This window comes from Rhizobium sp. NLR10b, assembly GCF_019685435.1.
In the GTDB taxonomy this organism is placed as follows: Bacteria; Pseudomonadota; Alphaproteobacteria; order Rhizobiales; family Rhizobiaceae; genus Rhizobium.
On record NZ_JABDWV010000001.1, the window covers coordinates 84,429 to 111,390 of the forward strand.

Annotated in this window: 23 protein-coding genes; 7 read left to right on the forward strand and 16 right to left on the reverse strand. The window is 62.3% G+C overall.

The annotated features are described in order from the left end of the window. Window positions 1-35: 35 nt before the first annotated feature. The 4 genes from cyoD to cyoA are packed head-to-tail and all read right to left on the reverse strand — an operon-like array spanning window position 36 to window position 4,290. Window positions 36-437 (reverse strand): cytochrome o ubiquinol oxidase subunit IV, encoded by a 402-nt coding sequence (gene cyoD, locus HJB91_RS00370; RefSeq protein WP_210632492.1) that lies wholly within the window; start codon window positions 435-437, stop codon window positions 36-38. Continuing rightward, window positions 434-1,054, reverse strand: coding sequence for a cytochrome o ubiquinol oxidase subunit III (cyoC, locus tag HJB91_RS00375; protein ID WP_064812310.1), 621 nt, complete (start codon window positions 1,052-1,054; stop codon window positions 434-436). The genes cyoD and cyoC overlap by 4 nt, the downstream gene beginning before the upstream one ends. A gap of 5 nt (window positions 1,055-1,059) precedes the next feature. Continuing rightward, entirely contained in the window at window positions 1,060-3,063 is a 2,004-nt protein-coding gene (cyoB, locus tag HJB91_RS00380) for a cytochrome o ubiquinol oxidase subunit I (RefSeq protein WP_210632493.1), read from the reverse strand. Between the two features lie 42 nt (window positions 3,064-3,105). Beyond that, window positions 3,106-4,290 (reverse strand): ubiquinol oxidase subunit II, encoded by a 1,185-nt coding sequence (gene cyoA / locus HJB91_RS00385; protein ID WP_221123086.1) that lies wholly within the window; start codon window positions 4,288-4,290, stop codon window positions 3,106-3,108. Window positions 4,291-4,666: 376 nt separating this feature from the next. On the opposite strand from cyoA, the gene HJB91_RS00390 reads away from it, so the two are divergent. The 4 genes from HJB91_RS00390 to HJB91_RS00405 all read left to right on the forward strand — a co-directional run bounded on the left by HJB91_RS00390 (window position 4,667) and on the right by HJB91_RS00405 (window position 7,708). Then, window positions 4,667-5,998 carry an MFS transporter gene (locus HJB91_RS00390; RefSeq protein ID WP_210632495.1) on the forward strand — a complete coding sequence of 444 codons (1,332 nt, stop codon included), beginning with the start codon at window positions 4,667-4,669 and terminating at the stop codon, window positions 5,996-5,998. Between the two features lie 72 nt (window positions 5,999-6,070). Then, window positions 6,071-6,598, forward strand: a complete 528-nt coding sequence (locus tag HJB91_RS00395) for an alpha/beta hydrolase (RefSeq protein WP_221153275.1) — start codon at window positions 6,071-6,073, stop codon at window positions 6,596-6,598. Window positions 6,599-6,962: 364 nt separating this feature from the next. Further along, window positions 6,963-7,421: a hypothetical protein gene (locus tag HJB91_RS00400; protein WP_210632497.1), complete on the forward strand. Its 459-nt coding sequence runs from the start codon at window positions 6,963-6,965 to the stop codon at window positions 7,419-7,421. Then, a complete protein-coding gene (locus HJB91_RS00405; protein ID WP_210632498.1) occupies window positions 7,418-7,708 on the forward strand; it encodes a type II toxin-antitoxin system RelE/ParE family toxin in 291 nt (96 codons plus the stop codon). The genes HJB91_RS00400 and HJB91_RS00405 overlap by 4 nt, the downstream gene beginning before the upstream one ends. 6 nt (window positions 7,709-7,714) lie before the next feature. Here HJB91_RS00405 and HJB91_RS00410 read toward each other — a convergent pair whose 3' ends face one another. From HJB91_RS00410 to HJB91_RS00455, 10 genes are all read right to left on the reverse strand, one after another. Continuing rightward, window positions 7,715-8,182 (reverse strand): cyclic nucleotide-binding domain-containing protein, encoded by a 468-nt coding sequence (locus HJB91_RS00410; protein WP_004679746.1) that lies wholly within the window; start codon window positions 8,180-8,182, stop codon window positions 7,715-7,717. Between the two features lie 97 nt (window positions 8,183-8,279). Then, window positions 8,280-10,994, reverse strand: coding sequence for an ABC transporter ATP-binding protein (locus HJB91_RS00415; protein WP_210632499.1), 2,715 nt, complete (start codon window positions 10,992-10,994; stop codon window positions 8,280-8,282). Between the two features lie 182 nt (window positions 10,995-11,176). Beyond that, a complete protein-coding gene (locus HJB91_RS00420; RefSeq protein WP_221153276.1) occupies window positions 11,177-12,322 on the reverse strand; it encodes a glycosyltransferase family protein in 1,146 nt (381 codons plus the stop codon). After that, a complete protein-coding gene (locus HJB91_RS00425) occupies window positions 12,319-13,566 on the reverse strand; it encodes a glycosyltransferase (RefSeq protein ID WP_221153277.1) in 1,248 nt (415 codons plus the stop codon). The genes HJB91_RS00420 and HJB91_RS00425 overlap by 4 nt, the downstream gene beginning before the upstream one ends. Window positions 13,567-13,575: 9 nt before the next feature. Continuing rightward, window positions 13,576-14,784 carry a glycosyltransferase family protein gene (locus tag HJB91_RS00430; protein WP_210632502.1) on the reverse strand — a complete coding sequence of 403 codons (1,209 nt, stop codon included), beginning with the start codon at window positions 14,782-14,784 and terminating at the stop codon, window positions 13,576-13,578. A 96-nt stretch (window positions 14,785-14,880) separates the two neighbouring features. Then, window positions 14,881-16,053 carry an ABC transporter permease gene (locus tag HJB91_RS00435; protein ID WP_210632503.1) on the reverse strand — a complete coding sequence of 391 codons (1,173 nt, stop codon included), beginning with the start codon at window positions 16,051-16,053 and terminating at the stop codon, window positions 14,881-14,883. Continuing rightward, a complete protein-coding gene (locus tag HJB91_RS00440; protein ID WP_210632504.1) occupies window positions 16,053-17,051 on the reverse strand; it encodes an ABC transporter permease in 999 nt (332 codons plus the stop codon). Before HJB91_RS00440 ends, HJB91_RS00435 begins: the two co-directional genes overlap by 1 nt. Before the next feature lie 3 nt (window positions 17,052-17,054). After that, window positions 17,055-18,962, reverse strand: a complete 1,908-nt coding sequence (locus HJB91_RS00445; protein WP_221153278.1) for an ABC transporter substrate-binding protein — start codon at window positions 18,960-18,962, stop codon at window positions 17,055-17,057. Beyond that, window positions 18,962-20,851: an ABC transporter ATP-binding protein gene (locus tag HJB91_RS00450; RefSeq protein ID WP_210632506.1), complete on the reverse strand. Its 1,890-nt coding sequence runs from the start codon at window positions 20,849-20,851 to the stop codon at window positions 18,962-18,964. Before HJB91_RS00450 ends, HJB91_RS00445 begins: the two co-directional genes overlap by 1 nt. A 148-nt stretch (window positions 20,852-20,999) precedes the next feature. Continuing rightward, on the reverse strand, window positions 21,000-22,343 hold the full coding sequence (locus HJB91_RS00455; protein WP_210632507.1) for an adenylate/guanylate cyclase domain-containing protein: 1,344 nt from the start codon (window positions 22,341-22,343) through the stop codon (window positions 21,000-21,002). A 467-nt stretch (window positions 22,344-22,810) separates the two neighbouring features. On the opposite strand from HJB91_RS00455, the gene HJB91_RS00460 reads away from it, so the two are divergent. Next, the gene (locus HJB91_RS00460) at window positions 22,811-24,148 is read left to right on the forward strand and encodes a nucleotide sugar dehydrogenase (protein WP_210632508.1); all 1,338 of its coding nucleotides are present in this window, start codon (window positions 22,811-22,813) and stop codon (window positions 24,146-24,148) included. Here HJB91_RS00460 and HJB91_RS00465 read toward each other — a convergent pair. Beyond that, on the reverse strand, window positions 24,138-25,313 hold the full coding sequence (locus tag HJB91_RS00465; protein WP_247241785.1) for a DUF3095 domain-containing protein: 1,176 nt from the start codon (window positions 25,311-25,313) through the stop codon (window positions 24,138-24,140). The two genes, HJB91_RS00460 and HJB91_RS00465, sit on opposite strands and share 11 nt — an antisense overlap. A 124-nt stretch (window positions 25,314-25,437) precedes the next feature. Between HJB91_RS00465 and HJB91_RS00470 the strand changes: the two genes are divergently transcribed. Together HJB91_RS00470 and HJB91_RS00475 are read left to right on the forward strand one after the other, a co-directional pair. Then, on the forward strand, window positions 25,438-25,917 hold the full coding sequence (locus HJB91_RS00470) for a class I SAM-dependent methyltransferase (protein ID WP_221153279.1): 480 nt from the start codon (window positions 25,438-25,440) through the stop codon (window positions 25,915-25,917). 47 nt (window positions 25,918-25,964) lie between these two features. Then, complete coding sequence (locus HJB91_RS00475) at window positions 25,965-26,465, forward strand: GFA family protein (RefSeq protein ID WP_221153280.1); 501 nt, start codon at window positions 25,965-25,967, stop codon at window positions 26,463-26,465. Window positions 26,466-26,482: 17 nt separating this feature from the next. Here the strand turns inward: HJB91_RS00475 and HJB91_RS00480 are convergent, their stop codons facing one another. Beyond that, window positions 26,483-26,938, reverse strand: a complete 456-nt coding sequence (locus tag HJB91_RS00480) for an Rrf2 family transcriptional regulator (RefSeq protein WP_210632512.1) — start codon at window positions 26,936-26,938, stop codon at window positions 26,483-26,485. Between the last annotated feature and the right edge of the window lie 24 nt (window positions 26,939-26,962).

The following is a 26,962-nucleotide window of genomic DNA, read 5'->3' on the forward strand; positions in this document are numbered from 1 at the left end:
ACTTAGGGCGGCGCTGCCGCCGCCCCTCATTGCTGTCACGGCATGTTCTTCATCATCTCGGGGCTCATCGGCATCATATTGGAATTGAGATGATGCATGACCCAGAGCGAACCGGAGAGCGCGATGGCGACGATGATGAGGGTGAAGATCAGCGCCATCATCGTCCAGCCGCCTTCGCTCCTGGGGTTCATGTGCAGGAAGAAGACCATATGGACGACGATCTGGATGGCGCCGAGGCCCATCACCAGCACCGCTGTCAGTGCCGGGCTGGCGACGACGCCGGACATGACCGCCCAGAAGGGAATGGCGGTCAGGATGACGGAAAGTGCGAAGCCCGTCATGTAGCTTTTGAACGTACCGTGGCCGGCCTGGTGACCATGGCTGTGGCCGTGATGCGCCTCGTGGGCATCCTCATGGGTGGGTGCTTGCGAACTCATCCGAGAACTCCGAGCAGATAGACGAAGGAAAAGACGCCGATCCAGACGACGTCGAGGAAGTGCCAGAACATCGAAAGGCACATCAGGCGGCGGCGGTTGGCCTCGACCAGCCCGTGCATCGACACCTGCACCATCAGCGTGATCAGCCAGATGATGCCGAAGGTGACGTGCAGCCCGTGTGTGCCGACGAGCGTGAAGAAGGAGGAAAGGAAGGCGCTGCGGGTCGGTCCGGCGCCCTCGTGGATCAGGTGGATGAACTCGTAGAGTTCGAGCCCGATGAAGGCTGCGCCGAACAGGCCGGTGACGGCAAGCCAGAACAGTGTTTCCGCCTTGGCGTTCCGCTCCATCTGCAGCATGGCGAAGCCGTAGGTAATCGAGGAGAAGAGCAGCATCGAGGTGTTGAGAGCGACGATCGGCAGATCGAAGAGATCGGCTGGCGACGGCCCGGCGGCATAGTTGCGGCCGAGCACGCCGTGCGTGGCAAACAGCACCGCGAAGATCAGGCAGTCGCTCATCAGGTAGAGCCAGAAGCCGAGATTGGTGCTCCCTTCCGGATGATGGTCTTCGGTCAGATAGAATTCAGGCTTTTCGGCCGTGTCGATGGTTTGATCGCTCATGGTCATTACACCTGCTCGGCAAGCAGCGCCGTGCGCTTGCCTTCCGTTTCGGTCACCTTGCCGGCGGGAATGTAGAAGTCGCGCTTGTAGTTGAAGGTATGGCCGATCGCCACCACCAGCAGCGCGACGGCGGAAAGGATCACCAGCCACCACATGTACCAGATCAGGCCGAAGGCAAGCGCGACGCTGATGGCCGACAGGATGGCGCCGGTGCCGGTATTCTTCGGCATGTGGATCGGCTTGAAGCCGCCGAGCGGGCGCTCGTAGCCGCGCCTTTTCATGTCGTACCAGCTGTCATGGTCGTGGACCACGGGCGTGAAGGCGAAGTTGTAGTCCGGCGGCGGCGAGGAGGTCGACCATTCCAGCGTCCGGGCATCCCAGGGATCGCCGCTGTCGTCGCGCAATTCCTCGCGTTTCATGAAGCTGACGACGATCTGGATCAGGAAGGCGGCGATGCCGAGCGCGATCAGGCCGACGCCGAAGGCGGCGATGATGAACCAGATCCGCAGCGACGGGTCCTCGAACTGGCTCATGCGCCGGGTGACGCCCATCAGGCCGAGCACGTAGAGCGGCATGAAGGCGAACCAGAAGCCGATCTGCCAGAACCAGAAGCTCATCTTGCCCCAGAAGGGATCCAGCTTGAAGCCGAAGGCCTTCGGGAACCAGTAGTTCACGCCGGCGAACATGCCGAAGAGAACGCCGCCGATGATGACGTTGTGGAAATGGGCGATGAGGAACAGCGAATTGTGCAGCACGAAGTCGGCCGGCGGCACCGCCAGCATGACGCCGGTCATGCCGCCGATGACGAAGGTCACCATGAAGCCGACCGTCCACAGCATCGGCACCTCGTAGCGGATGCGGCCGCGATACATGGTGAAGAGCCAGTTGAAGATCTTCGCTCCCGTCGGGATCGAGATGATCATCGTGGTGATGCCGAAGAAGGAATTGACGGAAGCGCCCGAGCCCATCGTGAAGAAGTGGTGCAGCCAGACGATGTAGGACAGGATCATGATCACGCAGGTGGCGTAGACCATCGAGGCGTAGCCGAACAGGCGTTTTCCCGAGAACGTGGCGACGACTTCCGAGAAGATGCCGAAGGCCGGCAGCACCAGGATGTAGACCTCCGGATGGCCCCAGATCCAGATGAGGTTGATATACATCATCGGATTGCCGCCGAGGTCGTTGGTGAAGAAATTCGTGCCGGCATAGCGGTCGAGCGATAGCAGCGCGAGCGTTGCCGTCAGGATCGGAAAGGAGGCGACGATCAGCACGTTGGTGCAGAGCGCCGTCCAGGTGAAGACCGGCATCTTCATGAAGGTCATGCCGGGCGCGCGCATCTTGACGATGGTGGCGATCAGGTTGATGCCCGACAGCGTCGTTCCCACACCGGCCACCTGCAAGCCCCAGATATAGTAGTCGACGCCGACGCCCGGACTGTAGGCGGCGCCCGACAGCGGCGGATAAGCGAGCCAGCCGGTCTGGGCGAATTCACCGATGAACAGCGACAGCATGATGATGATCGCGCCGGCTGTGGTCATCCAGAAGGAAAAGTTGTTGAGGAAGGGGAAGGACACGTCGCGCGCCCCGATCTGCAGCGGCACCACGAAGTTCATCAGACCGGTGACGAAGGGCATCGCCACGAAGAAGATCATGATGACACCGTGGGCGGTGAAGATCTGGTCGTAATGGTGCGGCGGCAGGTAGCCCTCCGAGCCGTTGAAGGCGATCGCCTGCTGGACGCGCATCAGGATCGCGTCGGAAAAGCCGCGCAGCAGCATGATGACGGCCAGGATCACATACATGATGCCGATCTTCTTGTGATCGACGCTGCAGATCCAGTCGTGCCAGAGCGGACCCCAGAACTTGAAATAGGTGATGGCGCCAAACACGGCGAGACCGCCGATGACGACGCCGATGAAGGTCACGACCAGAATTGGCTCGTGGTAGGGAATGGCGTCGAGGGTCAACCGGCCGAAGATCAACTTCAGGAGGTCAGGATTGGAAAACATGGAACAACCCGTTCATTATGTCTTGCGACGCAAAGCGCCAGGTTAATTGTTGTTGTTGAGCTGCGCCGGCGCCGGATCGGCGCCGTTGCCCGTGTCGGGCATGGAATGGCCGTCATGCTGCATGTCCATTCCGGGCGTGCTGTGCATGCCGGGCATGTCGTGCTGCATGCCGTTGCCATCGCTGCTCTTGGGCGGCTCGACCTGTGCCGGAACGCCCGTTGCCGGCACAGTAGCTCCAGGCTCGACGACGTCTTCGGCGGCATGGCGGTTGTCGTATTGCAGCTTCTCGCGGTTTTCGGCGCTTTCCTTGCCGCCGCCGCCCGTCATGTCGATATGCATCATTTCGTTCATGCACATCTTGCCCGGGGTGGCGCACATGTTGAGGATGGCGTCGTAGAGATCGGCGTCGGCGCCGGCATAATAGCGCACCGGCTCCTTCTCGCTCGGCTTCTCGAGCTTGAGATAGGCGTCGCGATTGAGCATCGTGCCCTGCTGCTTGACCTTGGCCACCCAGGCGTCGAAGCCTTCGCGGGTGAGGCCATGGAACTTGAAGCGCATGTGCGAGAAACCGGCGCCGCTGTAATTGGCGGAGAAGCCTTCATATTCGCCCTCCCGGTTGATGACGGCGTGCAGCTTCGTCTCCATGCCGGGCATGGCGTAGATCTGGCCGGCAAGGGCGGGGATGTAGAAGGAGTTCATCACTGAGGATGCGGTGATCTTGAAATTGACCGGCATGTCGACGGGGGCGGCGAGCTCGTTGACGGTGGCAATGCCGAGTTCGGGATAGAAGAACAGCCATTTCCAGTCGAGCGCCACGACCTCGACGGTCAGCGGCTTTGTATCGGCCGGGATGGCGCGCTCGGCATCGAGCCGGTCGAGCGGGCGGTAGGGATCGAGCTTGTGCGTGGAAATCCAGGTGACGGCGCCGAGCGCAATGATGATCGCCAGGGGTGCCGCCCAGATGACGATTTCGAGGCGGGTCGAATGATGCCATTCCGGCGCGTAAGCGGCGGCCGTGTTGGAGCGGCGGTAGCGCCAGGCGAAGAGCAGCGTCAGGAAGATCACCGGGACGATGATCAAAAGCATCAGCACCGTCGAGATGACGATCAGATCGCGCTGTTGCACGGCGATGTCGCCCGAGGGCGCCATGACCACCATGTTGCATCCTGCCAGGAAAAGCAGCGGCAAGACGGATAGAAGGCGGGAAAACTTCATGAGTTTTTGCACGTCTCTAAGCTCTTGTTGTTTCGTTTTGACCGCGACTAAAGCACTGAACCCGATAGCGACATGAGGCGGAAAGTCGCAGTGCAGCAAAGATGCCGCAGTGCGGCAGAATCGTGTTGCGCTACCGCCTTGAAATCCTGATGAAATTAAGAAGGATTTTTTGCGCGCGCATGTCCACTCAATATATCCGCAAGAGCCGGGCCGGCCAGCTTTAGCAGGGGAAAAATCACCGCCGGGATCACGCAATTTTTCCCGGCCCGGCTCAATTTAAGCCGCGATGATGAACTATTTGCATCTTACGGACTTGATAAGCCTGCGGGTTTGATCAAGATCAGGTTGAGGCGCCGTGCCGAAAGCGCCTCAATGAGGGAGGCATTTCATGGCCACAGCATCGCATTACGGACCGTCATCGTCGTCGCTGGAACGCGACGCGCGGCGCATTCACGACGACAAGCCGGTTTCGCCGGGCAGCATCGCCATCGGCGTGGTGATCGGCCGCATGTCGGAATTCTTCGATTTCTTCGTCTATGGCCTCGCCTCGGTCCTGGTCTTTCCGCAGCTCGTCTTTCCCTTCGCACCGGACCGGCTGACAGCGACGCTCTATTCCTTCGCCATCTTCTCGCTCGCTTTCCTCGCCCGTCCGGTCGGCTCCGTCGTCTTCATGACGATCGACCGGATGTACGGGCGCGGCACAAAGCTCACCATCGCGCTCTTCCTGCTCGGCGGCTCCACGGCCTCGATCGCCTTCCTGCCGGGTTACGCGGAGATCGGCGTCTGGTCGATCGCCCTGCTGGCGCTTTTCCGTCTCGGCCAGGGTTTTGCGCTCGGCGGCGCCTGGGACGGTCTTGCCTCGCTGCTCGCGCTCAACGCGCCGCCCAATCACCGCGGCTGGTACGCGATGATCCCGCAGCTCGGCGCGCCGATCGGCTTTGCGCTGGCAAGCACGCTCTTCGGTTATTTCGTCGCCAACCTGTCCAGCGAGGATTTCCTCTCCTGGGGCTGGCGCTATCCCTTCTTCGTCGCCTTCGCGATCAACGTCGTGGCGCTGTTTGCGCGTCTGCGGCTGGTCATGACCAAGGAATTCGGTACGCTCCTGGAGCAGCATGAGCTGGAGGCCGCACCGATCCTCCAGGTGCTGCGCGTTCACGGCCGCGACATCCTGATCGGCGCCTTCGTGCCGCTCGCCAGTTTCGCCATGTTCCACCTGGTCACCATCTTCCCGCTCGGCTGGATGAGCCTTTACGGCAATCAGCCGATCGGCGCCTTCATGGTGGTGCAGGTGATCGGCGCCCTGGTCGGCGTCGTCGCCATCGTCGCCTCGGGGCTGATCGCCGATCGCATCGGCCGGCGTGCCCAGCTCGCCATCTGCGCCGTCATCATCGCCATCTTCAGCTTTATCGGACCGATCCTGATCGCCTCGGGCAATAACGGCCACGACGCCTTCGTCATCATTGGCTTCGGCGTGCTCGGGCTGTCCTTCGGCCAGGCGACCGGTTCGATCTCGTCGCGCTTCGGTCGCGGCTATCGTTATACCGGCGCCGCCTTCACCTCCGACCTTGCCTGGCTGATCGGCGCCGGCTTTGCGCCGCTGGTGGCCCTCAGCCTCTCCAGCCGCTTCGGCCTGACCTTCGTCGGTTACTACCTGCTCTCCGGCGCCATCTGCACGCTCGCAGCACTCGCCTTCAGCAAGGCGCTGGAGCAGCGGGAATAAGATCGAGACAGTCCGCCGGGAAACCGGCGGCCGTCTTATTCATCTATCGAAGCGAAGAGCGGCATCGTCGAAATGCAACATCTGGTCGTTGGCGATATCCACGGCTTTCCCGAAACCTTTGTCGAGTTGCTGGATGCTGGCAGCTTTCAGCGACATTTGCAACTGGCCGACCTGAGCGGGCGTCCCGATCTGCGTGGAGACGCGCTTCACGACCATCTTTTCAACCGTGACGGCATGCGGCATGCGGTCCGGGCACTTCATGAGATCGACGGACGCGGGTGCTTGGGGATCGGTTTTAGCGCCGGTGGAACGGTCCTGTGGAATGCGGTCAAAGAGGGTCTGGAACTCCAGGCGCTGATCTGCGTGTCATCAACCAGATTGCGCTTCGAAACGTCTCCCCTCGCTATACCCACCATGGTCTTCTGGGGAGAACTCGATCCATACCGGCCAATTGAAAGCTGGAATAACGCTGTTCCCCAGTGCTGGAAAATCTACGCCGGCAAGCAGCATGATTTTTATCGGCTCGATGCGCATACCGCTCAATCTCCGTTGAGGTCGGATATTGCCGCCTTTGTCGAAGGCCGAGTCCCGTTTGAATAGGGTGTATTCTGTGTCGCTTGGCCGCTTCGGCCTGACTTTCCCTTGCCGGCGTTGCACCCTGTAACGACGATCGTGGAAGATATCATGGCAGACACCGCATCCAGGGTGGTCGCGAACGCCCGCGAAAGAGTCTGTTCATGTGCATATTCCCTCCGTTCCCCGCCAGCCTCTCGCAGGTCACGTCCCCTCGCCCCGTTTACCGGGAGAGGGTTAGGGTGAGGGGCAGCCACGCGGCACAAAGGCTGCAGCAGCCGTGGCCTTGCGCCTGACATCTGCTGGACCATTGCAAATACAATGTCAATTATTGAATGCATTGCAATCTATAATTAAATGCGCCAATCTTCGGGATCAGCGAGGATTTGACATGACCGCAGAAACCATCGATCATTCGACGCTTTCCCGTCTTGTCGAGGCAGGGGCGGTCGATGCTGCTCACGTCGTCGGCAAAACCGGCGGCTGGTCCGTCGTCATCCGCTACGGCAAGGCCGAACGCCCGCTTGCCGCCCAGCGCAGCCGCAAGGTGCGCCTGTTCAAGCGCATGGATACCCTGGTTTCCTATCTCAAGGATGTCGGCATCTCCCAGTTCGATGTCGATGCGGCCGATTACGCTCCCGAGACTGTCTCTCGGCCGGATCGTGCGGCAGCCCTGCGCCGCACCCATGAGGCAGCAGAATACGACAAGTGGTTTCGCGAACAGGTCGAGGAGGCGATCCGGGAGGCCGATGATCCTGACACGGTCGGGATTCCGCACGAGACGGTCAAGAAAGAGATGGCGCGCGAACGAGCAGAGTTGGTGGCGCGCCTTAAGGGTAAAGCCAAGTGAAGCTCATCTGGCGTGCGAAAGCTGCGTCAGATCGCAAGCGAGCAATACAGTTTATCGCCGATCAGAATCTCAGCGCCGCGATAAGCCACCTTGACGAGATCGAGCGCCAAACGGATTTGCTCATCGATCAGCCGGAGATCGGCCGGCCCGGACGAATTGGCGGAACGCGCGAACTCGTCATTTCGCGCACGTCCTTTATTGTGATCTATCGTGTTCGTCAGAAAATCAGACGGGTGGAGATTTTGCGCCTTCTGCACGGCGCTCAACAATGGCCACCGAAACGCTGAATATTCTTACTGCGCCATCTGCGGCTGCTTGGCAGCCCGCGCTGCCGTCAGTTCGGCGGTCGTGTGGTTCAGGCGGTCGGCAAGCACGCGCATGATTTCCACGGCCATCTCCGGGAAATCGCTGAGCAGCTTTAAAAAGTGCTCCTTGCTGATGCGCAATACTTCGAGCGGCGAGGTGGCGCGCACCGTTGCCGTGCGTGAGACATCGCAGAGAATGGCGATTTCGCCGACGATGGAATTGAGCTCGACGTCGGCGACCTTGATCTCGCCGGCCGGCGAGGAGACGATGATATCGGCGCTGCCGGAGAGGATGACATAGGCGGCGTCGCCGACATCGCCCTGATGGAAGAGATCCTGACCGGCCTTGTAGGTCATGCGGTCGGAGGTGAAGGCCAAAAGCTTGAGTTTCGCTGGCGCAATCCTCGAAAAGATCGGCACCCGGCGCAGCATTTCGACTTCGTCTCTCAATAGCATGAGCGTTTCAATCCCCTGACGCAGGGTTCTTGGAACCAGGCGCCTCAATTCGGGGCGTTCCCCCGGGAACGCCTACCATCGCCGCCCCAATAGAATATTACGATAACAGTTCCTTGAACATACCGTTTTTCTCGGAAAGTTCCGGATAGTTTCCGGCTTCCGCCAGCCCGCCGCGGTCGAAGAGCAGGATTCGGTCGAACATTTCGGCCATCCGCGCATTCGAAAGAACCCAGATGATCGCTGGGCGCTCACCTTCCTTATGCAGGTCTTCGATGATGTTGCGGGTGATCTGATCCTGAACGCGCTGATCGAGTGCCGACAACGGCCGATTGAAGACGAAATAATCCGAGCGCTTCAGAAGCGCGCGGGCCAGGTTCAGTTTCTGGCGCTGCACCATGGTCAACCGCTTGCCGCCGGAGCCGACGTCGAATTCGAGGCCGATCGACAGGACATCGTCATAAAGGTCGAGTGCGTCGAAGAGCTCGCCCATGATGGCGCGGATGCGGTCGGAGGCGTCGGCCTGCTGATAGGCGATGCGGCCGAAGAGCACATTGTCCATCAGGCTGGCCGACGGCGTGAAACGCTCGGCGTCGTAGCGCTCGATCAGCTCGGCGAGATCGGCCGGAATATGCGCGTGGAACTGCTTGCGGGCGCTGACGATCTTGTCCATCAGCTCGTTGGTCAAAAGGCCGAAGCGGTGGCGCGGCTCGATATAGGCGAAGCTCAGCCGGATGATGGCGGAGCGCTCCTCAGGCGTGGCGTCCTCGAAGCGGCGGCTTTGCAGCTTCTGCAGGAGCGCCTGATAGGTCGGAATGTCGTCCGCCGTCATGAAGGTCAGCTGCTGGAAGAAAGGATGATCCGGCGGCAGGTCGTGGAAGAGTTCGACGGCGTTTTCGGCAATCTCGAGGCCCATGGCGTAGAGATCGGTGCTGAGGCCCGTCTCGCGGAAGAGCTGCTGGAAATAGGGATGGGCGGCGAGCCGGCGGTTGGTCATCAACGGCCGCTTCATGGTGCCGAAGAGCAGGTTCTCACCGACCGTCGCCTGGGCGTTGTAGGCGTCGAAATCGAAAGGCACGACGATGCCGTCGAGACCTTCGTCGCGCAGCCGGTCGCGCAGCGACGCGCGCAGCGCCACGACATGGTCGCTGACCGCCACATGCACGTCGGTATTGACGTTCGAGCGCAGCGCCAGGTCGAGGATGTCCTGCGAGATCAGCACGGCGTCGAGCACCGGCCGGATCGCTTTGAGGAGATCATCCGGTCCATTGGCGCCGGCCGCCTGATAATCCACCCAATCGCTGTTGAGGTCGAGCGTCGGGTTGCCGGCCTTCACCGCCTCGATGGAATGCCATTTATACTCCTGCGCTTCTTTCTCGTCGTAGACGGCGTCGATCATCGGCGCGTGCTTGAGGCCGTAGAGCAGATTGCTGGCGAGCGTGCCATGGAAGAAGAAGGTGTCGGCCGAGGCATAGGAGATGCGGCGACCGGTGATCGATTCCGGCAGCTCGAGCAGGTCGCGTCCGTCGATGGTGATGCGGCCGGAGTCGGGCCAGACCATCCGGCCGAGCGCTTCGGCGAAGGCTTCGGCGCCACTGCCGTTCGGACCGACGATCGCAACCGTCTCGTTCGGCTTGATTTCGACCGAGACGTGGTCGACGAGGCGGGCGCCGCTGTCATCGGAGAGCGTGAGGTTGGTGACGACCAGCGCGCTGGTCAGTGCGCCCACGGGTGCGGTCGCCAATTCCTGGATGTGGCTCTCGATCAAGGGCTCGACGTTGAACTGCTCGTAGACCTGCTGGTATTTCACCTGCACGTCCTGACGCATCTGGTCCCAGTCGATCAGTTCCTTCAGCGGCCCGGGCAGATCCTTGTAGGCCGAGATGACTGCGACGAGCTGGCCGATGTCGAGCCGGCCCTGCAGCGCCAGATAACCGCCGATCGCGTAGAACAGGAAGGGCGTGACCTGGGCGAGGAAGTTGTTGATGAACTTCACCAGGAATTTCCACTGGTAAAGGTCGTAGCGGATCGAGAAGATGCGGCCAAGCCGCCAGGCGATGTCGGCGCGTTCGAGGTTGGACGTGTCGTTGCCGTGGATCGTGCCGATGCCGTCGACGATTTCGCCGACACGGCCGGAAAGTTCGCGCGCCGTCAGCTGCCGCTGGCGGCCGAGATCCAGCAGGCGCTTGCGCATGCGGGGAATGACGACGGCCTGGACGCCGACGATGGCGGCGGCGATCATGCCGAGCCAGAAATTCTGCACGATGATGAAGGCGAGCGCGGTGATCGCCTGGCCGCCGAGCAGGGCGGGCGAGACGAAGGCGTCGCCGGTGAAACCGCCCATCGGCTCCACTTCGTCCTTGATCATGGTGGCGATCTCGGCCGATTTCACCCGCTTGAAATGAGCCGGCGGAAACCGCAGCACCCGGTCGATCAGTTCGAAGCGGATGCGGCGCAGCATGCGTTCGCCGAGCCGGCCCTTATAGGTGTTGATGTAGAACTTGAAGAGCCCGTTTAGCACCACCAGCGCCAGGAACACGAGGCTCAGGGCCATCAGCATCTGGAAGCGGTCGAGCTGCACGCCCTTGAAGAATTCGACATGGCCGATCAGCGGAATGTCATAGGCGATGTGCATGAAGGTCTGGGTTGCGCCGGGGCCTTCAAAGCCGTCGCCCTGGATCGGTCCGTTGACGATCTGCTTCGGCAGGTCGAAGGACAGGAAATAAGGGATCATCGAGGCCGCGACGACAGCCAGGATCCACAGCTGCTGCAGCCGCGTGTTCTTCCAGATATAGCGGGCGAGGCTCTTTTCCATTGGCTAACCGTCAGCGTGCTGGGAAATTTCGAAGGCGCGATCCTGGCGCGGGACGGGAGGAATTGTCGAGAACAGGACCATGCAGCCGGACCGCCGATATCGCAATGAAAACAAGGCGAAGGGACCGGCTGCAGAAAGGCCGATTCTCGCCGGAACTCTGCTTATATCACAGGATTTTTAAATTAGGCGAGCGATTCGGCAATCATCGAGCGAATGATGGCGGCCGTCTTCTCCGCCCCGTCGAGATCGAGCGAAACCGGCTCCTGCCGAGGCGCTGTCAGCGCCTTTTCGACAGCCTCTTTCACATGTGTGGAGGTCAGCCCCCGTTCCGGCAGGATGTCGGCAAGACCCAGCGCCTGCAGCCGTTCGGCGCGCACTGTCTGTTCGGTCTCGCCGCCGGCGACGAAGGGGATGAGGATCGGCCGGCACTCGGTACGCAAGAGGTCGCCGACCGTGTTGTAGCCGGCCTGCGAGATCGATACCCTGGCGCCGCGCAAGAGCGAGGGAAAATCCTTGCGAAAGCGAACCAGAGTCACATTCGGGGCTGCGTCCCGCGACAGTCTGGCGAAATCGGCCTCCGGCAGGTTGGGACCTGAGATCAGCAGCCAGCGAAGATCGCCCGGCAGCAGCGCCGCCGCCTCCTTCGCCGCGCCGATCAGCTCGGCGCCGACCGCGCCGCCGCCGGCCGATGCGATAATGTCGAAGGTTTCCGTCGGTTCGGGCGCCGGCGGCGGCGTAACGAGGCCGGTATAACGCAGCCTGTCGGCGATTTCTGGCGTCAGCGGGAAAGTATCTTCGAGCCTGACGAAGCCGGGATCGCCATGGACGAGCACAGCGTCGAAGTGATGGTTGACCAGGGCGGCGGTCTCCGCGTCGCGGCCGGCCTTGCGGTTTTCCTGCAGGATGTCGCGAACCGAGCTTAGGAGTTTCGGCCGCGGTTCGGTCTTCTCGATCGCAGCGAGCAAGGGCAGGAGTTCGAAGCGCATCTGCCGCCGGCCGAAGGGGAAGGCCTCGATGATGACGACATCGGGCCTTGTGGCATGGAAGGCATCGAGCAGCAATTGCCGGCGGGCGGCCAGGAATTCTTCCCCGGCCGGCTGGCCATCGGCATCGGCGAGGCCGGAGAAACCGGCATTGCTGGCGACGACCGCCGGCAGGGCAACGGTCTTCACACCCTCGCCGGGAAAGCCCGGTACCGGCAGGCCGCCGGTGACGACGGTGACGTCGAAACCGTGCCTGACCAGCGCATTGGCGATGCGGCTGGCGCGGGCGATGTGGCCGATGCCGAGCAGATGCTGGACATAGAAGAAGATACGCGGTGCCGTCATGACGCCTTCTGCCATTCGGCCTCGAACAGGCCGGCGAGCTGTCTGATGCTGGAGTGATAGTCGAAGTCCTCGCGCACCCGCCTTTCGGCGGCGTCGCCGAGGCGCTGGCGCAGCGCCGGATCGCGGATCGCCGCCTCGAGCGCCCGGGCGAGCAGCGCCGGATCCTCCGGCGGCACGACGAGGCCGTTCTCGCCATCCGTCAGCAGTTCCGGCACGCCGGATACTGTCGTGGAGACGCAGATGAGACGCTGGCTCGCGGCCTCGACCAACACGTTCGGCAGGCCGTCGCGGTCGCCGTTGGCGGCGATGCGGCAGGCGAGCGCAAAGACGTCGGCGCGGCGGTAGTGGTCGAGCACGTCTTCCTGCGCCATGGCGCCCTTCCAGATGATGCGGCCGGAGAGGCCGAGCTCGGCGGCGAGCGCCTTCAGCCTGGCAAGCTCGTCACCGCCGCCGATATGCTCCATGCGCCAATGGAGGTCCGCCGGCAGCAGCGCCAGCGCCCGAAGCAAGACGTCGTAGCCCTTCTTCTCGACGGCGCGGCCGACGCTGAGGATGAAGGCCGGATCAGCCGGGTTGTTGCCGGTCCTCTGCGAATGCGCGCCGAAAAAATGGCCGAAGCGGGCGAGATCGAGGCCGTGATAGCTCAAATGTACCGCCTCCTTGCGCGATGTCAGCACGCGCATGTGTTCGTAGCCAGACCGAGTGCAGGTGACGGTCCAGCGGGCGCGCTTCAGCTTCTCCTTCAGTTCCCAGTCGGGCGAGGTCCATATGTCCTTGGCATGGGCCGAACAGGTCCAGGGCGTGCCCGTCAGGATGCTGGTATATTCCGTCACCGAGGCCGGCGTATGGATGAAATGAGCATGCAGCCACTCGCCTCCATCAGGCCATTCGCGCGCCAGCACCAGCGCCTGGCCGAGACGGCGGAAGCGGTTGCGGGAGAGGTCGCGCTTGAGGTCGGCGAAGAAGCGTTTGATCAGCGCCTTGAAGCCGGTTTTACCGAAGCCGGCGACGAGGCCTTTCAGCACGCGAATCGGTTCCTCGTGCAGATATTCCGGCAGATAGACGACACTCGCCTTGATCTCGTCATGCACCGGATGGCGCTTCTTGTCGGTCGGCCGGCGCATGGAAATCAGCGTCAGGTCGAAGCCGGCCCTTTCGAGGCCGAGCAATTCCTGGGCGATGAAGGTTTCCGAAAGGCGGGGATAGCCTTTCAGCACGACGAGTATCTTGCGGCGTGGCGGCAAGGCTGTGCCCTATTCTGCGCCGACAACGGCTAGGTGGGTGGCCCGGCCGTCGAGCCATCGGCCGACGGTCTGCGAGATATGGTCCAGCCCTTCGAGATGCATATTGCTGCCGCTTTTCGACGGCGGCAGGCGAGAGGGCAAGCGCTTCAGCGCCGCGGCCATGATGGCGGGATCAACCGATTGCTCCGGCAGCAGCATCTCGACGAGGCCGAGTTCGCTGGCCCGCTTCGCGCGCAGCAGCTGCTCCTCGCGCGGCTTGACGCGGGGCACGATGAGGGCCGGCTTATCGAAGGAGAGGATCTCGCAATAGGTGTTATATCCGCCCATGGCGACGACGCCGGTGGCGCCGGCGATCAGCTCTTCCATGTGATTGTCGAATTCGATCACCTCGATATAGGGAATGGCTTCGCCCTTCTGCACCAGCTTGGCGCGCTCGGCGGCCGGCATATAGGGCCCGAGCACGACCAGCGCCTTCTGCGTCAGCGTCGGATCGGCCTCATAGGCATTCATGACGTCATGGACGAGATCGGAGCCGTCGCCGCCGCCGCCTGTGGTGACGAGCAGATAATTGTCCTTGCGGGCGTTGATCGAGCTCTTGCCTTTGGAGACGCTGCGCTGCAGGAAGCCGACAAAATCCATCTTCCGGCGCAGGCTGGCCGGCACGTCGAGACCAACAAGCGGATCGTAGAAATCCGGGGGGCCGTAGACCCAGACGCTGTCGTAATATTGGTCGATCTTCTGCATGACGCTGTTCTTCTTCCACTCGGCCTCGAGCAGATGCGGCGCGTCCATGATCTCCCGCAGCCCTAGCACCAGCACGGTGCCACGGGCCTTGAGATAAGCGAGCGTATCCTCGACCTCGCCCTTCAATCCCATCGGCTCCTTGTCGACGATGAAAATGTCGGGCTGGAAGGTCTCGGCCGTGTGGCGGATGCTCGATTCGCGCATCTTCAGCGTTTCGTGCAGATCGATGTGGCTGGCAAGCGACGTATATTCGCCGTTGCGCAGCTTGATCACGCTCGGGATCTTCACGAAGTCGACGCGGGCGCGGTAATCGAAGGCGCCGGCGATCGTCGCCCCTGAAATGATCAGGATGTTGAGGCCGCGATAGTCTTCGACCAGCGCATGGGCGATGGCGCGACAGCGCCTGAGATGGCCGAGGCCGAACGTGTCGTGGCTGTACATGAGGATGCGAGCATCTTCGAGACGTCTGGCCATGGGTGTTCCCTCCGGGGTGAACATCATAGTTAGCACCCCCACCATCCGGAGGCCAAGAGGCGGGCGCGATGCCGGACGGCGCCGCCGAGCTTGCCGCTATTTGTAGGGATCTGCCGCATCGCGCAAGCCGTCTCCCAGAAAGTTGAACGCCAAAATGACAAGAACAACAGGAATGATCGGAAAGAGCAGCCAAGGATAGAAGGCGATGACGCTGACGCTTTTTGCCTCGGTCAGCAGAATGCCCCAGCTGGTGATCGGCGGTCGAAGGCCGAGGCCGAGGAAGGAGAGCGCGGTCTCGCCGAGGATCATGCCGGGGATCGAAATCGTCGCCGAAGCGATGAGATGTGACATGAAGCCCGGCACCAGATGGCGGCCAATGATGCGCGGCGTGCTGGCCCCCATCAGCTGCGCGGCCTGGACGTAATCCTCCTCGCGCAATGCCAGGAGCTTGGAGCGCACGGCCCGCGCCAGCCCGGTCCAGTCGATGATTCCGAGGATGACGGTGATGCCGAAATATATGACGATCGGGCTCCAGGTCACCGGCATGATGGCGGCGAGCGCCATCCACAGCGGCAGGCTTGGCAGCGATTGCAGCACCTCGATCAGGCGCTGGACGATGAGGTCGAAGACGCCGCCCCAGTATCCGGCAAGGCCGCCGATGACGATGCCGAGCACGAAGCTGATCGAAATGCCGATCAGGCCGATCGTCAGCGATATACGCGCGCCGTAGAGGATGCGCGACAGCACGTCGCGGCCGAGCCGGTCGGTGCCGAGCAGGAACATCTGGCCACCGATCGCCGGGCAGATGAGATGGTAGTTCGAGGCGACGAGACCCCAGAATCTATAGGAATCGCCGCGGCAGAAGAAGCGGATCGGCTGCACGTCGTTCGGCCTGTCGGTATAGACGCGGTGCAGCGTGTCGAGATCGAGCGTCATGCTGCGGCCGTAGACGAAGGGACCGACGAACTCGCCCTTGTCGAAGAAATGGACGCGCTGAGGTGGTGCATGGATGAAGTCGACGTTGCGCGTGTGCAGGCCGTAAGGCGCCAGGAACTCGACGATAAGGATCATCAGGTAGACGGCGGCGAGAAAGATGCCGGAGATCAAAGCGAGCCTGTGCTGCTTGAACTTCCACCACATCAGTTGCTTCTGCGAGGCGAGATGGATGCGCGATTGCGCCGCCGTCATGCTCTCGGTCGCATGCGGATCGAAGGGAGCGGTGGAGACGTAGTGCGGCAGCGGCGCGCCGGGTGCGGGAAGGGGCGACATTATTTGGTGCTCCTGCCTTGCAGACGGATGCGGGGATCGAGGAAACCGAGGGCGATATCGGAGATCAGCACGCCGATGACGTTGAGGAAGGCGAGGAACATCAGGAAGGAGCCGGCGAGATACATGTCCTGGCTCTGCAGCGCCTTGATCAGCATCGGCCCGGTCGTCTCCAGCGACAGCACGATGGCGACGATCTCGGCGCCCGAGATGATCGACGGCAGGATCGAGCCGATATCGGCGATGAAGAAATTGAGCGCCATGCGCAGCGGATATTTGACCAGCGCCCGCATCGGATGCAGGCCCTTGGCGCGGGCCGTCGTCACATATTGCTTCTGCATCTCGTCGAGAAGATTGGCGCGCAGCCGCCGGATCATGCCGGCCGTGCCGGCCGTGCCAACGATGATGACGGGGATCCAGAGATGGGCGAGGATCGACTTCGCCTTTTCCCAGCTCATCGGTGCGTTGAGATATTGCTGGTCCATCAGATGGCCGATCGACAGCCCGAACCAGACATTGGCGAAATACATCAGGATCAGCGCCAGCATGAAGTTCGGAATGGCGATGCCGAGCAGGCCGAGAAAGGTCAGCCCGTAATCGCCCCAGCTATACTGATGCGTCGCCGAATAGATGCCGATCGGAAAGGCGATCAGCCAGGTGAGCAGGATCGTCGTGAAGGAGACGAGGATCGTCAGCCACAACCGTTCGCCGACCACGTCCGAGACCGGCAGCTGGTATTCGAAGGAATAGCCGAAATCGCCGTGCAGCATGCCGCCGACCCAGTAGAAATAGCGCACGATCTCCGGCTTGTCGAAGCCGTATTGCTGGCGCATCTCCTCGATTTCCTGGAGGTTGGCGGCCTCGCCGGAGGCGCGCAGCTCGGCGATCTGGCTCTCGAAGAAGTCGCCGGGCGGCAGCTCGATGATGGTGAAAACAAGCGCCGAAATGACGAAGAGCGTCGGCACCATGGCGGCGATGCGCCAGAGAATGTATCTGAGCACGCCTCAGGCCTCCTTGTACCAGAAAACATCCGGCATGTAGACGCCGAGATAGGAGGTGGGATCGAAGCCGTAGAGCGCTTTCTCCGGCAGGTTCTGCAGCTTGGCGGCGCGCAGGATCGGCTGCAGCGTGCTGTTGATGAGGCCGATTGAGAAGACCTGCTGCGTATAGAGCGACAGCATTCTGTGCCAGATCGCCTGGCGCTCCTCGAATTTTGCCGTCGAGCCCCATTGGCCGAGCAGGTCCACCAGCTCTGCCGCCTCCGGCAGGTCGGGAGCGACACCTTCCTGGCCGGCGGAGAGATAATGCATGCCCCAGAGCGGCCATTGCAGCTGATCATCGAGCGTCGGCGCAAGACCGGACGGCGACATGTCGGCCGTCGGCACGCCATTGTCGAGGCCGTACCAGATCGACATCATGATCGTGCCGCTCATGGCGCGGTTGCGGAAGACGTCCCGCTGCGAGGTGCGGGTATAAAGCGCAAGGCCGATATCGGCCCAGTGATCGTGCACCAGTTCCAGCACGTCGGTGTCGAGATTGCTTTCGCCGGCGGTCTCGACGGTGATCTCGGCGCGTCGCCCGTCCGGCAGCAGCCGGATGCCGTCGTCGCCGCGGCGGGTCAGGCCGAGCTCGTCGAGCAGGCGGTTGGCCTCGTCGGGATCGAACTTGACGAAGGCGTCGGCATATTCCTGCTTGAAGAGCGGACTGTCGGGCAGCACGGTATCGGCGCTCGGCGTGCCCAATCCATAGAAGGCGACCATATTGATCTCGTGCCGGTTGATCGCCAGCGACAGCGCCCGGCGCAGGCGCACGTCGCGGAAAAGGCCGCGCCACACCTCGTCGGCGCAGTTGAGATTCGGCAAGAGCGTGATGCGCGAGCCGCGCGCGACCTTCCAGAGATTGACCTTCACCGGAAAGCGCTTCTCCGCCTCCTTCAGGAAGGTGTAGTCGTTGAAGTCGATGCCGGTTGCCTGCAGGTCGGCCTCGCCCGCGCCGGCCTTGGCGGCGATGATCGACGAGGAAGAGACGTTGAGGATATAACGATCGAGATAGGGAAGCTGCCTGCCGTTTTCGTCGACGCGATGGAAGAACGGGTTGCGCTCGAAGACGAACTGCTCGGCCGGCAGCGCCGTCGTGTTGCGCCAGGGATCGAGCGTCGGCAGGTTGGGATTTTCCGGACGATAGGAGCGCGCCATCTTGATGTGCAGGTCCTGCCATTTCTTGACGCGGAAGGTCTGCATCATCTGTTCCATCTTCGCCTGGTCCGGCTGGAACTTCTTGTGGAACTGCTTCAGGTAATGCGCCGGCCCGAAGATGACGAGCGGCTGCGGGCCGGCCAAGCTCGGCAGGAACATCGGGTTGGGTTTATCCCAAGTATAGCGAACGGTCAGCGGATCGAGCATCTCGAAGCGCGGCAGGCTGCCGTGTGGGCGAAGCTCGAGTGCGCCGCCGCCCGGCGTCAGCTTGTCATTGAGGATGACGTCTTCCCACCAGTAGCGGAAATCATCGGCGGTGAACGGCGCCCCGTCCGACCATTTATGGCCCTCGCGCAGCGTGAAGGTGAAGACCGTGTCTTCCTCGGAACGGAAATCGGCCAGAATGTCGGGCCGGAACTGCAGGTGCTTGTCGTAGCCGATCAGGCGGGCATAGCCGTAGATCGTCATGAAGCGGATATCGCGCTGGCTGCCGATGATGGTGCGCACCGTGCCGCCATAGGCGCCGGGTTCGAGCCCCATCTCCTTCAGGTTGACGATGCGCGGGCGGGCGGGAATGCGTTCGGCCATACCAGGCAGGCTGCCTGATGCCAGCCGCTCCTTCAGGAATTCCGGCTCGCCGACCTGTTCGGCCCGCAGCACCGCCGGCGCGATCGCAGCACCGACGAGGCCGCCGAGAAAGGTGCGACGCGTCACCATCAGCGCAACTCCCGGATATCAGCGCCCTTGCGGGCGCGCACCAGATGGCCGTCGCCGAGATCGGCATAGGCAAGCTCGGAGGCGTCGTCATGCTCGGCGGTGAAGGTCTTGCCCCAGTTCTGCTTGTCGGCGGCGCCGTTTTCCCGAAGCGCCTTGAAATCGAGCGGCCGGTCGAGATCGGGGAAGGGGACGGCGGCGAGCAGTGATTTCGTATAGGGGTGCACCGGATCGCGCAGAATGATCTCGCGCGGAGCGATCTCGACGATGCGGCCCTTGCACATGACAGCGATACGGTCGGCCATGTAATCGACGACGGCGAGATTGTGCGAGATGAAGAGATAGGTCAGGCCCAGCTCCTTCTGCAGATCCTTCAAGAGGTTGAGGATCTGCGCCTGCACCGAGACGTCGAGGGCCGACACCGGCTCGTCGAGGATGACGAGCTTCGGCCCGAGCGCCAGGGCGCGGGCAATGCCGATGCGCTGCCGCTGGCCGCCGGAGAAGCTGTGCGGGTAACGGCTGAGGTAACGCTTGTCGAGGCCGATCGCGCCCATCAGTCCCTCGACCTTGCGCTTGCGCTCGGCGCTGTCGCCGCGGTCGTGGATCTCGAGCGGCTCGCTCAGGATGTTGCGCACCGTCATGCGCGGCGAGAGCGAGGAGACCGGGTCCTGGAACACCATTTGGATCTTGGTGCGCAGCTCCTGCAGCTCGGCGCCCTTGACGGCCAGCACGTCGATGACCTCTTTGCCGTCGTTGAACACCACCGAGCCGCCATCAGGGGTGACGGCGCGCATGAGGATCTTGCTGAGTGTCGTCTTGCCGCAGCCGGATTCGCCCACCAGGCCGAGACATTCGCCGCGGCGGATGTCGAAGCTGACGTCGTCGACCGCATGCACGACGGCGGCTTCGTGCTTGCCGAACAGGCTGCGCCTGCGCGTCCTGTAGGTCTTCGACAGATTGGCGACGGAAAGCAGCGTGCCCGGCGTTTCAGCCTGCAGCGGCTTCTTCTTGCCGACCAGCGTCTCGAGATTGACCGGCACGTCGCGCAGCGCCTTCAGCCGTTCGCCGGGTTTCATGTCGAAATGCGGAACGGCCGCCATCAGCGCCTTGAGATAGGGATGCTGCGGATTGCGGAAGATCGCCTCGACCGGTCCCGCTTCCATGATCTCGCCGTGATAGATGACGACCACCTCGTCGGCCATGTTGGCGACGATGCCGAGATCGTGGGTGATCAGCAGCATCGCCATGCCGAGCTTGGCCTGCAGGTCGCGCAGCAGTTCGAGGATCTGCGCCTGGATCGTCACGTCGAGCGCCGTCGTCGGCTCGTCGGCGATCAGGAGAGCCGGCTTGCAGATCAGCGCCATGGCGATCATCGCGCGCTGGCGCATGCCGCCCGACAGTTCGAATGGATACATGTCGTAGGTGCGGTGCGGATTGGAGAAGCCGACGAGGCCGAGCATTTCCTCGGTCCTTTGGCGTGCTTCCTGCTTGTCGACGTCGGTATGGATTAACAGCACTTCGCTGATCTGGTTGCCGACGGTATGCAGCGGCGACAGCGAGGTCATCGGCTCCTGGAAAATCGTCGCCATGCGCTTGCCGCGCAGATCACGCATCTCTTCACTGTCGCGCGGCAGCGACAGGATATCGGTCGTGCTGCCGTCGAGCGGATCGGTGAAGAGGATACTGCCTGACGCATTGGCCGGGTTGGGCAGGATGCCCATCACCGACTGGCTGATCACCGATTTACCGGAACCGGACTCACCGACGAGGGCGGTAACCTTACCCGGAAGAATGCGGAGATTGGCTTCCTTTACGACACGCAGGCGGTCGCCGAAAACGGAGAAGGAGACGTCGAGATTCTCGATACGCAACAGATCGGCAGCGGACGCCATACCAATGAAATTCCCCAGTCTTCTATGTTCCCGTTAAGGCAACACTATCGTACCGCAAACGGGGTGTCTAGCTGATGACAAGCAAGGGGAAATTGCCGCGGTTCACCATCTCTGTAACGCGCAGTTCTGGCGGCCGCAACCTGGCGTTTTACTGAATGAACTTCTCCATGCTTGTGCGCTTGACCTGTTTCTTGGCGTCGCGGTGCAGGAGAATGACCTGTTCGGCTTCGGAAAGTCCGTTCTGCACGGCCTCGCGGAAATGTTCGTCGACATGGATATCCGGGGCCGGGGCGCGTGGCTGCAGTACCGTCACCTTCTGGCGGATGCCGCGCAGCTTCTCCTCGCCGAGGGTTGTCCATTCGCCGCCGCAATAACCGGCGAAGGCCTGGCTGGCGACGACCTCCCGGCCGTATTTTTTGGTCAGGATCTGCAAACGCTGCACCTCGTTGACCGCCGATCCGAAGGCGGAGAAGGTCAGCCGGTCCTTGAGGCCGACATTGCCGAACATGACGTTGCCGACATGCATGCCGATGCCGTAGCCGATCCTGGATAGACCCTTCTCCTCGCGCTCCCGATTGAGCTCGGCCACCCGCGCCTGCGCCTGGTGGACGGCCGAAAGTGCTGCCTCGCAGGCGATTTTCGATGGGTCCTTGTGACGCCCGCAGGGATAGACGGCGAGAAAGCCGTCGCCGAGGAAGCTCAGAATCTCGCCGCCATTGCGGTTGAAGGGAGCGGCGATCGCGTCGAAGAACTGGTTCAGCGTATCGATATAGGCCTGGCGGCCTTCCTTTTCGGCATACATGGTGGATTCGCGCATGTCGCCCATGACCAGCGCCGCCCGGATCGTTTCGCCGTCGCCGCGGCGAATCTGGCCATTCAGCACCCGTTTGCCGGCGTCGCCGCCGAGATAGGTGGTCAGCATGTTGTTGGCGAGCTTGCCGAGCACCGCCATCTTGGCGGCCACCGCCAGATGGTTCTGCATCCGGAGCAGCGCGTCGATCATGTCGTCGGTAAAACCGTTATGATGGTCAGTCGACCAGGAGCCCATCATGCCCTGCACCGAATCGTCGCCGAAGGGCTGCACGAAGGCGAGGTAATCGGTCATCCTGTCCTTGCGCAGATCCTCGAAGATCGGGAATTCGGCCGGGCCTTCCTGCATCAACCGCCGCCGAATATGCTGCAGGTTGTTGTCGAGCAGGTAATAATAGGGGCTCTGCAGGAAGCGGTCCGGCTTCTGCCCGGCCGGCATGCGGAGGCCCTCGATAGTGACGCCGCTGGCCCGCCGCCAGGTGAAGCTCAAGGCATCGTAGAGCGGATGCAGCATCGAAAAGGTCAGGTGCACGCGGGCGATCGGAAGGCCGGCGGAAGCAAGTCTTTCGCAGAAGCCGCGCACGATGTTTTCGAGGTCGTCACCTGCCAGCGAGGAATGTGTCAGCCATTCGGCGACCCGGTCCAACAGGATGGAGGACACGCTGGATTCGATCGTGCTCATTCTCGGTATGATCCTCATAAGGCACGCCATCCCCAAGAGCCAAAAGTCCCCCGGCCGACGCATTTTCATGCGCAGGTCACAAGGAAATCAGGATGTACGAGCGGTAATATTTGTCAACGATCTGCCGAAAGCCCGGCAGCAGCGCCCTCAGTTCCCCGGAACGCGGATCGGAGGGGAAGTCCTTTCTCGATGGTTCAATATCAAACTCACATAGGGGTGCTGCAGATGCGAAACAATGGGACCCGGATTCTTTTGTGCGCTCAGGTTGCGGCAAAGGCCGCCGCCGGGGCATTTCGGCCACACCCCGGAGAGGTGGTGCTCTGGGATATCGGCGAGACCAGCCCTCGTGCGCTCTGAGGGCACGGCGTAAACAGGGGTGGCACCGTGGCGAGAAGAAGCTCCGGGTTTAATTCCCCGCCATGATGCATTAGATCAGCTTTCTAAATTCCCATTCGAAAGATCCCGCCTTGGCCACCTCCACCTTCGACACGCTCCTGCAGAAGATCGAAAGCCGCGCGGCGCGTGCCGGCATTATCGGGCTCGGTTATGTCGGCCTGCCGCTGGCGATCGCCGTCGCGCACAGCGGTTTTGCGGTCACCGGCTTCGACATCGATCCCTCAAAGATGGTGGCGCTCGATGCCCGCCGCTCCTATATCGACGCCGTCAGCAACGAGGCGCTTGCCGCCGAGATCGATGCGAACCGATTCCAGGCGACGACGGATTTCGCCGGCCTTGGTGAATGTGATGTCATCATCATCTGCGTGCCGACGCCGCTCACCAAGCATCGCGACCCCGATCTTTCCTTCGTCGAGGCGACCTCGCGCTCGATCGCTGAGCATTTGCGCCCCGGCCAGCTCGTCGCGCTGGAATCCACCACCTATCCCGGCACGACCGACGATATCGTCAAGGTCATCCTCGAAGGCACCGGCTTGAAGTCCGGCGCGGATTTCTTCGTCGGCTTCTCGCCGGAGCGCGAGGACCCCGGCAACCAGCATTACCACACCGCGACTATCCCGAAGGTTGTCGCCGGCGACGGGCCGGAGGCGCTGGCTCTGATGAAGGCCTTCTATGGCGCGGCGGTGTCGACCGTCGTTCCGGTTTCCTCGAATGCGACGGCCGAGGCCGTCAAGCTCACCGAAAACATCTTCCGTTCGGTCAACATCGCCCTAGTCAACGAGCTGAAGACGGTCTATGCGGCGATGGGCATCGACGTCTGGGAAGTGATCGACGCGGCCAAGACCAAGCCGTTCGGCTACATGCCCTTCTATCCTGGCCCCGGCCTCGGCGGCCATTGCATCCCGATCGATCCCTTCTACCTCACCTGGAAATCGCGTGAATATGAGCTTCCGACCCGCTTCATCGAGCTTGCCGGCGAGATCAATTCGGCGATGCCGCGCTATGTCGTCGGCAAACTGGCCGAAGCGCTCGACATCCGCGCCGGCAAGGCGCTGAGCCGCAGCCGCGTGCTGGTGCTGGGGCTCGCCTACAAGAAGAACGTCGCCGATATAAGAGAGAGCCCGTCGCTGCGGCTGATCGAGATCATCGAGGAGCGCGGCGGCAGCGCCGATTACCACGATCCCTTCGTCGCCGAGATCCCGCCGACGCGCGAACATCAAGCGCTGAAGGGGCGCCAATCGGTGGCACTGACGGCGCAGGCCGTTGCCGGCTATGATGTCGTGCTGGTCGCGACCGATCATGACGGGGTGGATTATGCGGCGCTCGCCGAAAGTGCGGCGTTGATCATCGACACGCGCAACGTCTTCGACCGGCTCGGCCTTTCCGCCGATCACGTCGTCAAGGCGTAACGGAAACGGCCGAAAGCGACTTGCCGGTCATCCGGCTGGCGGCCACCGCATAACCGCCGGCGGCGCCATCGATGAAATGCATGTGGTCGCGCGAGATCGGCGTCGGCACAAAGCAGGTCATCAGCGCCGAGGACTGGCGATGCAGGCCGTAGCGGGCGATGCCTCTCGCCCGCGCGTCTTCCAGCAGCGTCTCGATCCGTTTCAAGCGCGCGGCGTCGACATCGACTGTCATCTTCAGCCCGTCGTCGAACTTGCGGAAATCGGAATTGCCGGCGACGTCGCCCTTGTAGCGGCGGGCATCGAAGCGGCCGAGCGGAATGCCGAGTTTGTAGCAGAGAACGGTGATCGCGAGCTGCAGGAAGATGATCAGCTTCTGCCGCAGACGTTTGCCGGCCGGCGCGGTGGCCTTGGCCTCGCGATTGATACCTTTCAGCGAGAAGGCGAATTTCGGGCCGTCGGCCGGCACCGGATGGCTGCCGCGGCTCTGCTCGGCGGTGATGGCGACGATGCCGTTGACGAGATCGCGGAACTCTTCGCCCGGCCGGCCTTCGCCGGGCACGGCGATGATCGAGACGATCTCGCCATTCTCGGCCTCGATCGGGCTCCATCGGCAGGAAAGGCCGGTGAGATCCGGCCGCGTTCCGGGGGCGGCGCGGCCGACGCCATAGTGGCCAAGCTTCATCTGTCGTTCCGCCCAGCTCGTGCCGCCGCCCCAGAACATTGCGTAAGTGACATGCGGGCTTGCGGAATAGCGGGCGACACGGACGTCGAGGCCCTCTGCGCGGGTATCGGCGACCGGTACGATGGCGATGCGCAACATCAGGCCGAGATCCTCCTCGACCCAGACCTGCACGGCGGCCAGCGCATCCCGCGCCGCCTTCTCCAGCGAACCCGGAAGCGCAATCAGGGCGCCGTCACCACCGAAGACGAAGGGATAGTCGCCCTTGCCGACCGCATTCAGCACCGCCGAAATGACGCTGGCGCCGGCCATGTTGACGTCCTTGTAGCGGCCGCCGGCGATCGCCTGCGTCGAACCGACGATATCGGCAAGCGCCAGCACCCATCCCTCCGGCAGCGGCCGGTAATTGCCGGCATCGGTCACGCCCTCGAAGGCGCTGAAGCGCGGCACGTTCGCAAAGAATTCTTCGTCATTCACGATTGTCATGGCATCGACCTTAGCACAGACCCATATCGCTGCTGCAACGCCAATTCCCATTTACGGCAATCGACTTGGCAAGGTTTCATGTGTTAGCACGCGCTCACGATTTTCATCACGGATACGGATTTCGATGAGCCGCCTCGACAGCTTCATTCGCCGCTTGACGGCCCAGCGCGACATTCTGAACGCAATCACCGATCTGGTCGAGGACATCGAAGGCCCGGTGCTGGAGTTCGGCCTCGGCAACGGCCGCACCTATGACCACCTGCGCGAAAAATTCCCCGACCGCCGCATCATCGCCTTCGACTGGGAGGTCCGTTCCTATTCGGCCTCGACCCCGGAGCCGCAAGATATGGTGACCGGCAACATCCGCGATTCCGGTCAGGCCTTCCTCGGGATCGGCGCGGCCCTTGCCCACGCCGATATCGGCACCGGCCATGACGAGATCGACGCGGTGACGCTGACCTGGCTGCCGCAGCTGATGGCCGGCGTGCTCGCCCCGAACGGCATTGCGGTCAGCGGCTTGCCGCTGGAGCATTCGGAGCTTGCGGCGATGCCGCTGCCGGAGGGAATCAAGGAAGGGCGTTACTTTCTGTATCGGCGGGTGTGAGGGGGAGAGTAGGCCCCGGCCCCACCCGCCTGTTGAAGGAGGAGAAAATGAAACGCATCGAGATGGAAGTGAGCGGCGGCTGCCAGTGCGGTGCCGTGCGCTACCACGCCACCGCCATGTTCGACAATTCGCATCTCTGTCATTGCCGCATGTGCCAGAAGGCCTCGGGCAACATCTTTGCCGCGCTGGTCGCCGCTCCCGATGATGCGCTCAGCTGGACACGCGGCAAGCCGAGCGTCTGGAAGAGTTCGGAGCTTGTCGAGCGCGGCTTCTGCGCCAATTGCGGCACCCCATTGTTCTTCCACCACCTGGAAAACGGTCGCACCAACCTGATGATCGGTTCGCTCGACAATCCGCACCCTTTCTCGCCGCATGCCAATACCTGCACCGAGAACATGGTGACATGGTTCGACACGATCACCGACATAGAAAATACCGGTGCAACCGAAAATAACGGCGCCGACTGGGCGGCGGCGATCAAGGAGAGCAGCAATCAGCACCCCGATCGCGATACAACCTCCTGGACGGTGAGGGGGCGTGACGGCTGAATTCTAGGAGCTTCCGCTCACGAGGCACAGGAATAAGCCGCTGCCGAGCGCGCCGTCAGTTTTGCCTCGAATTCAGCCGCGATTTCCTCCAGCGTCACGCTGCCCAGCCGCCTCAAAAGCAGCGCCTCCGCCTCCTTCATCGCATCGGCCAGCGCGTTATTCACCGCCTGCTCGACCAGACATTTGGGCTGATCGTCGGCGGGGCCGATGGCAAAGACGTGCGGTTCGCCAAGCGCGTTGTAGACGTCGAGCAGGGTGATCTCGGACAAGGGTCGCACCAGCGTCCAGCCGCCGCCATGGCCCTTTTCCGAACGCACATAGCCCTGCTGGCGAAGCCCGGCCATCGTGCGGCGAACGACGACGGGATTGGTGTTCAGCATCTTTGCAATCATTTCGGAGGTCGCCGCATGCTGATGCCGATCCATGTGGATCAGCACGTGCAGCATGCGGGAAAGGCGGCTGTCGTTGCGCATGGTTCTGTCCTGTCGAGCGAGCGC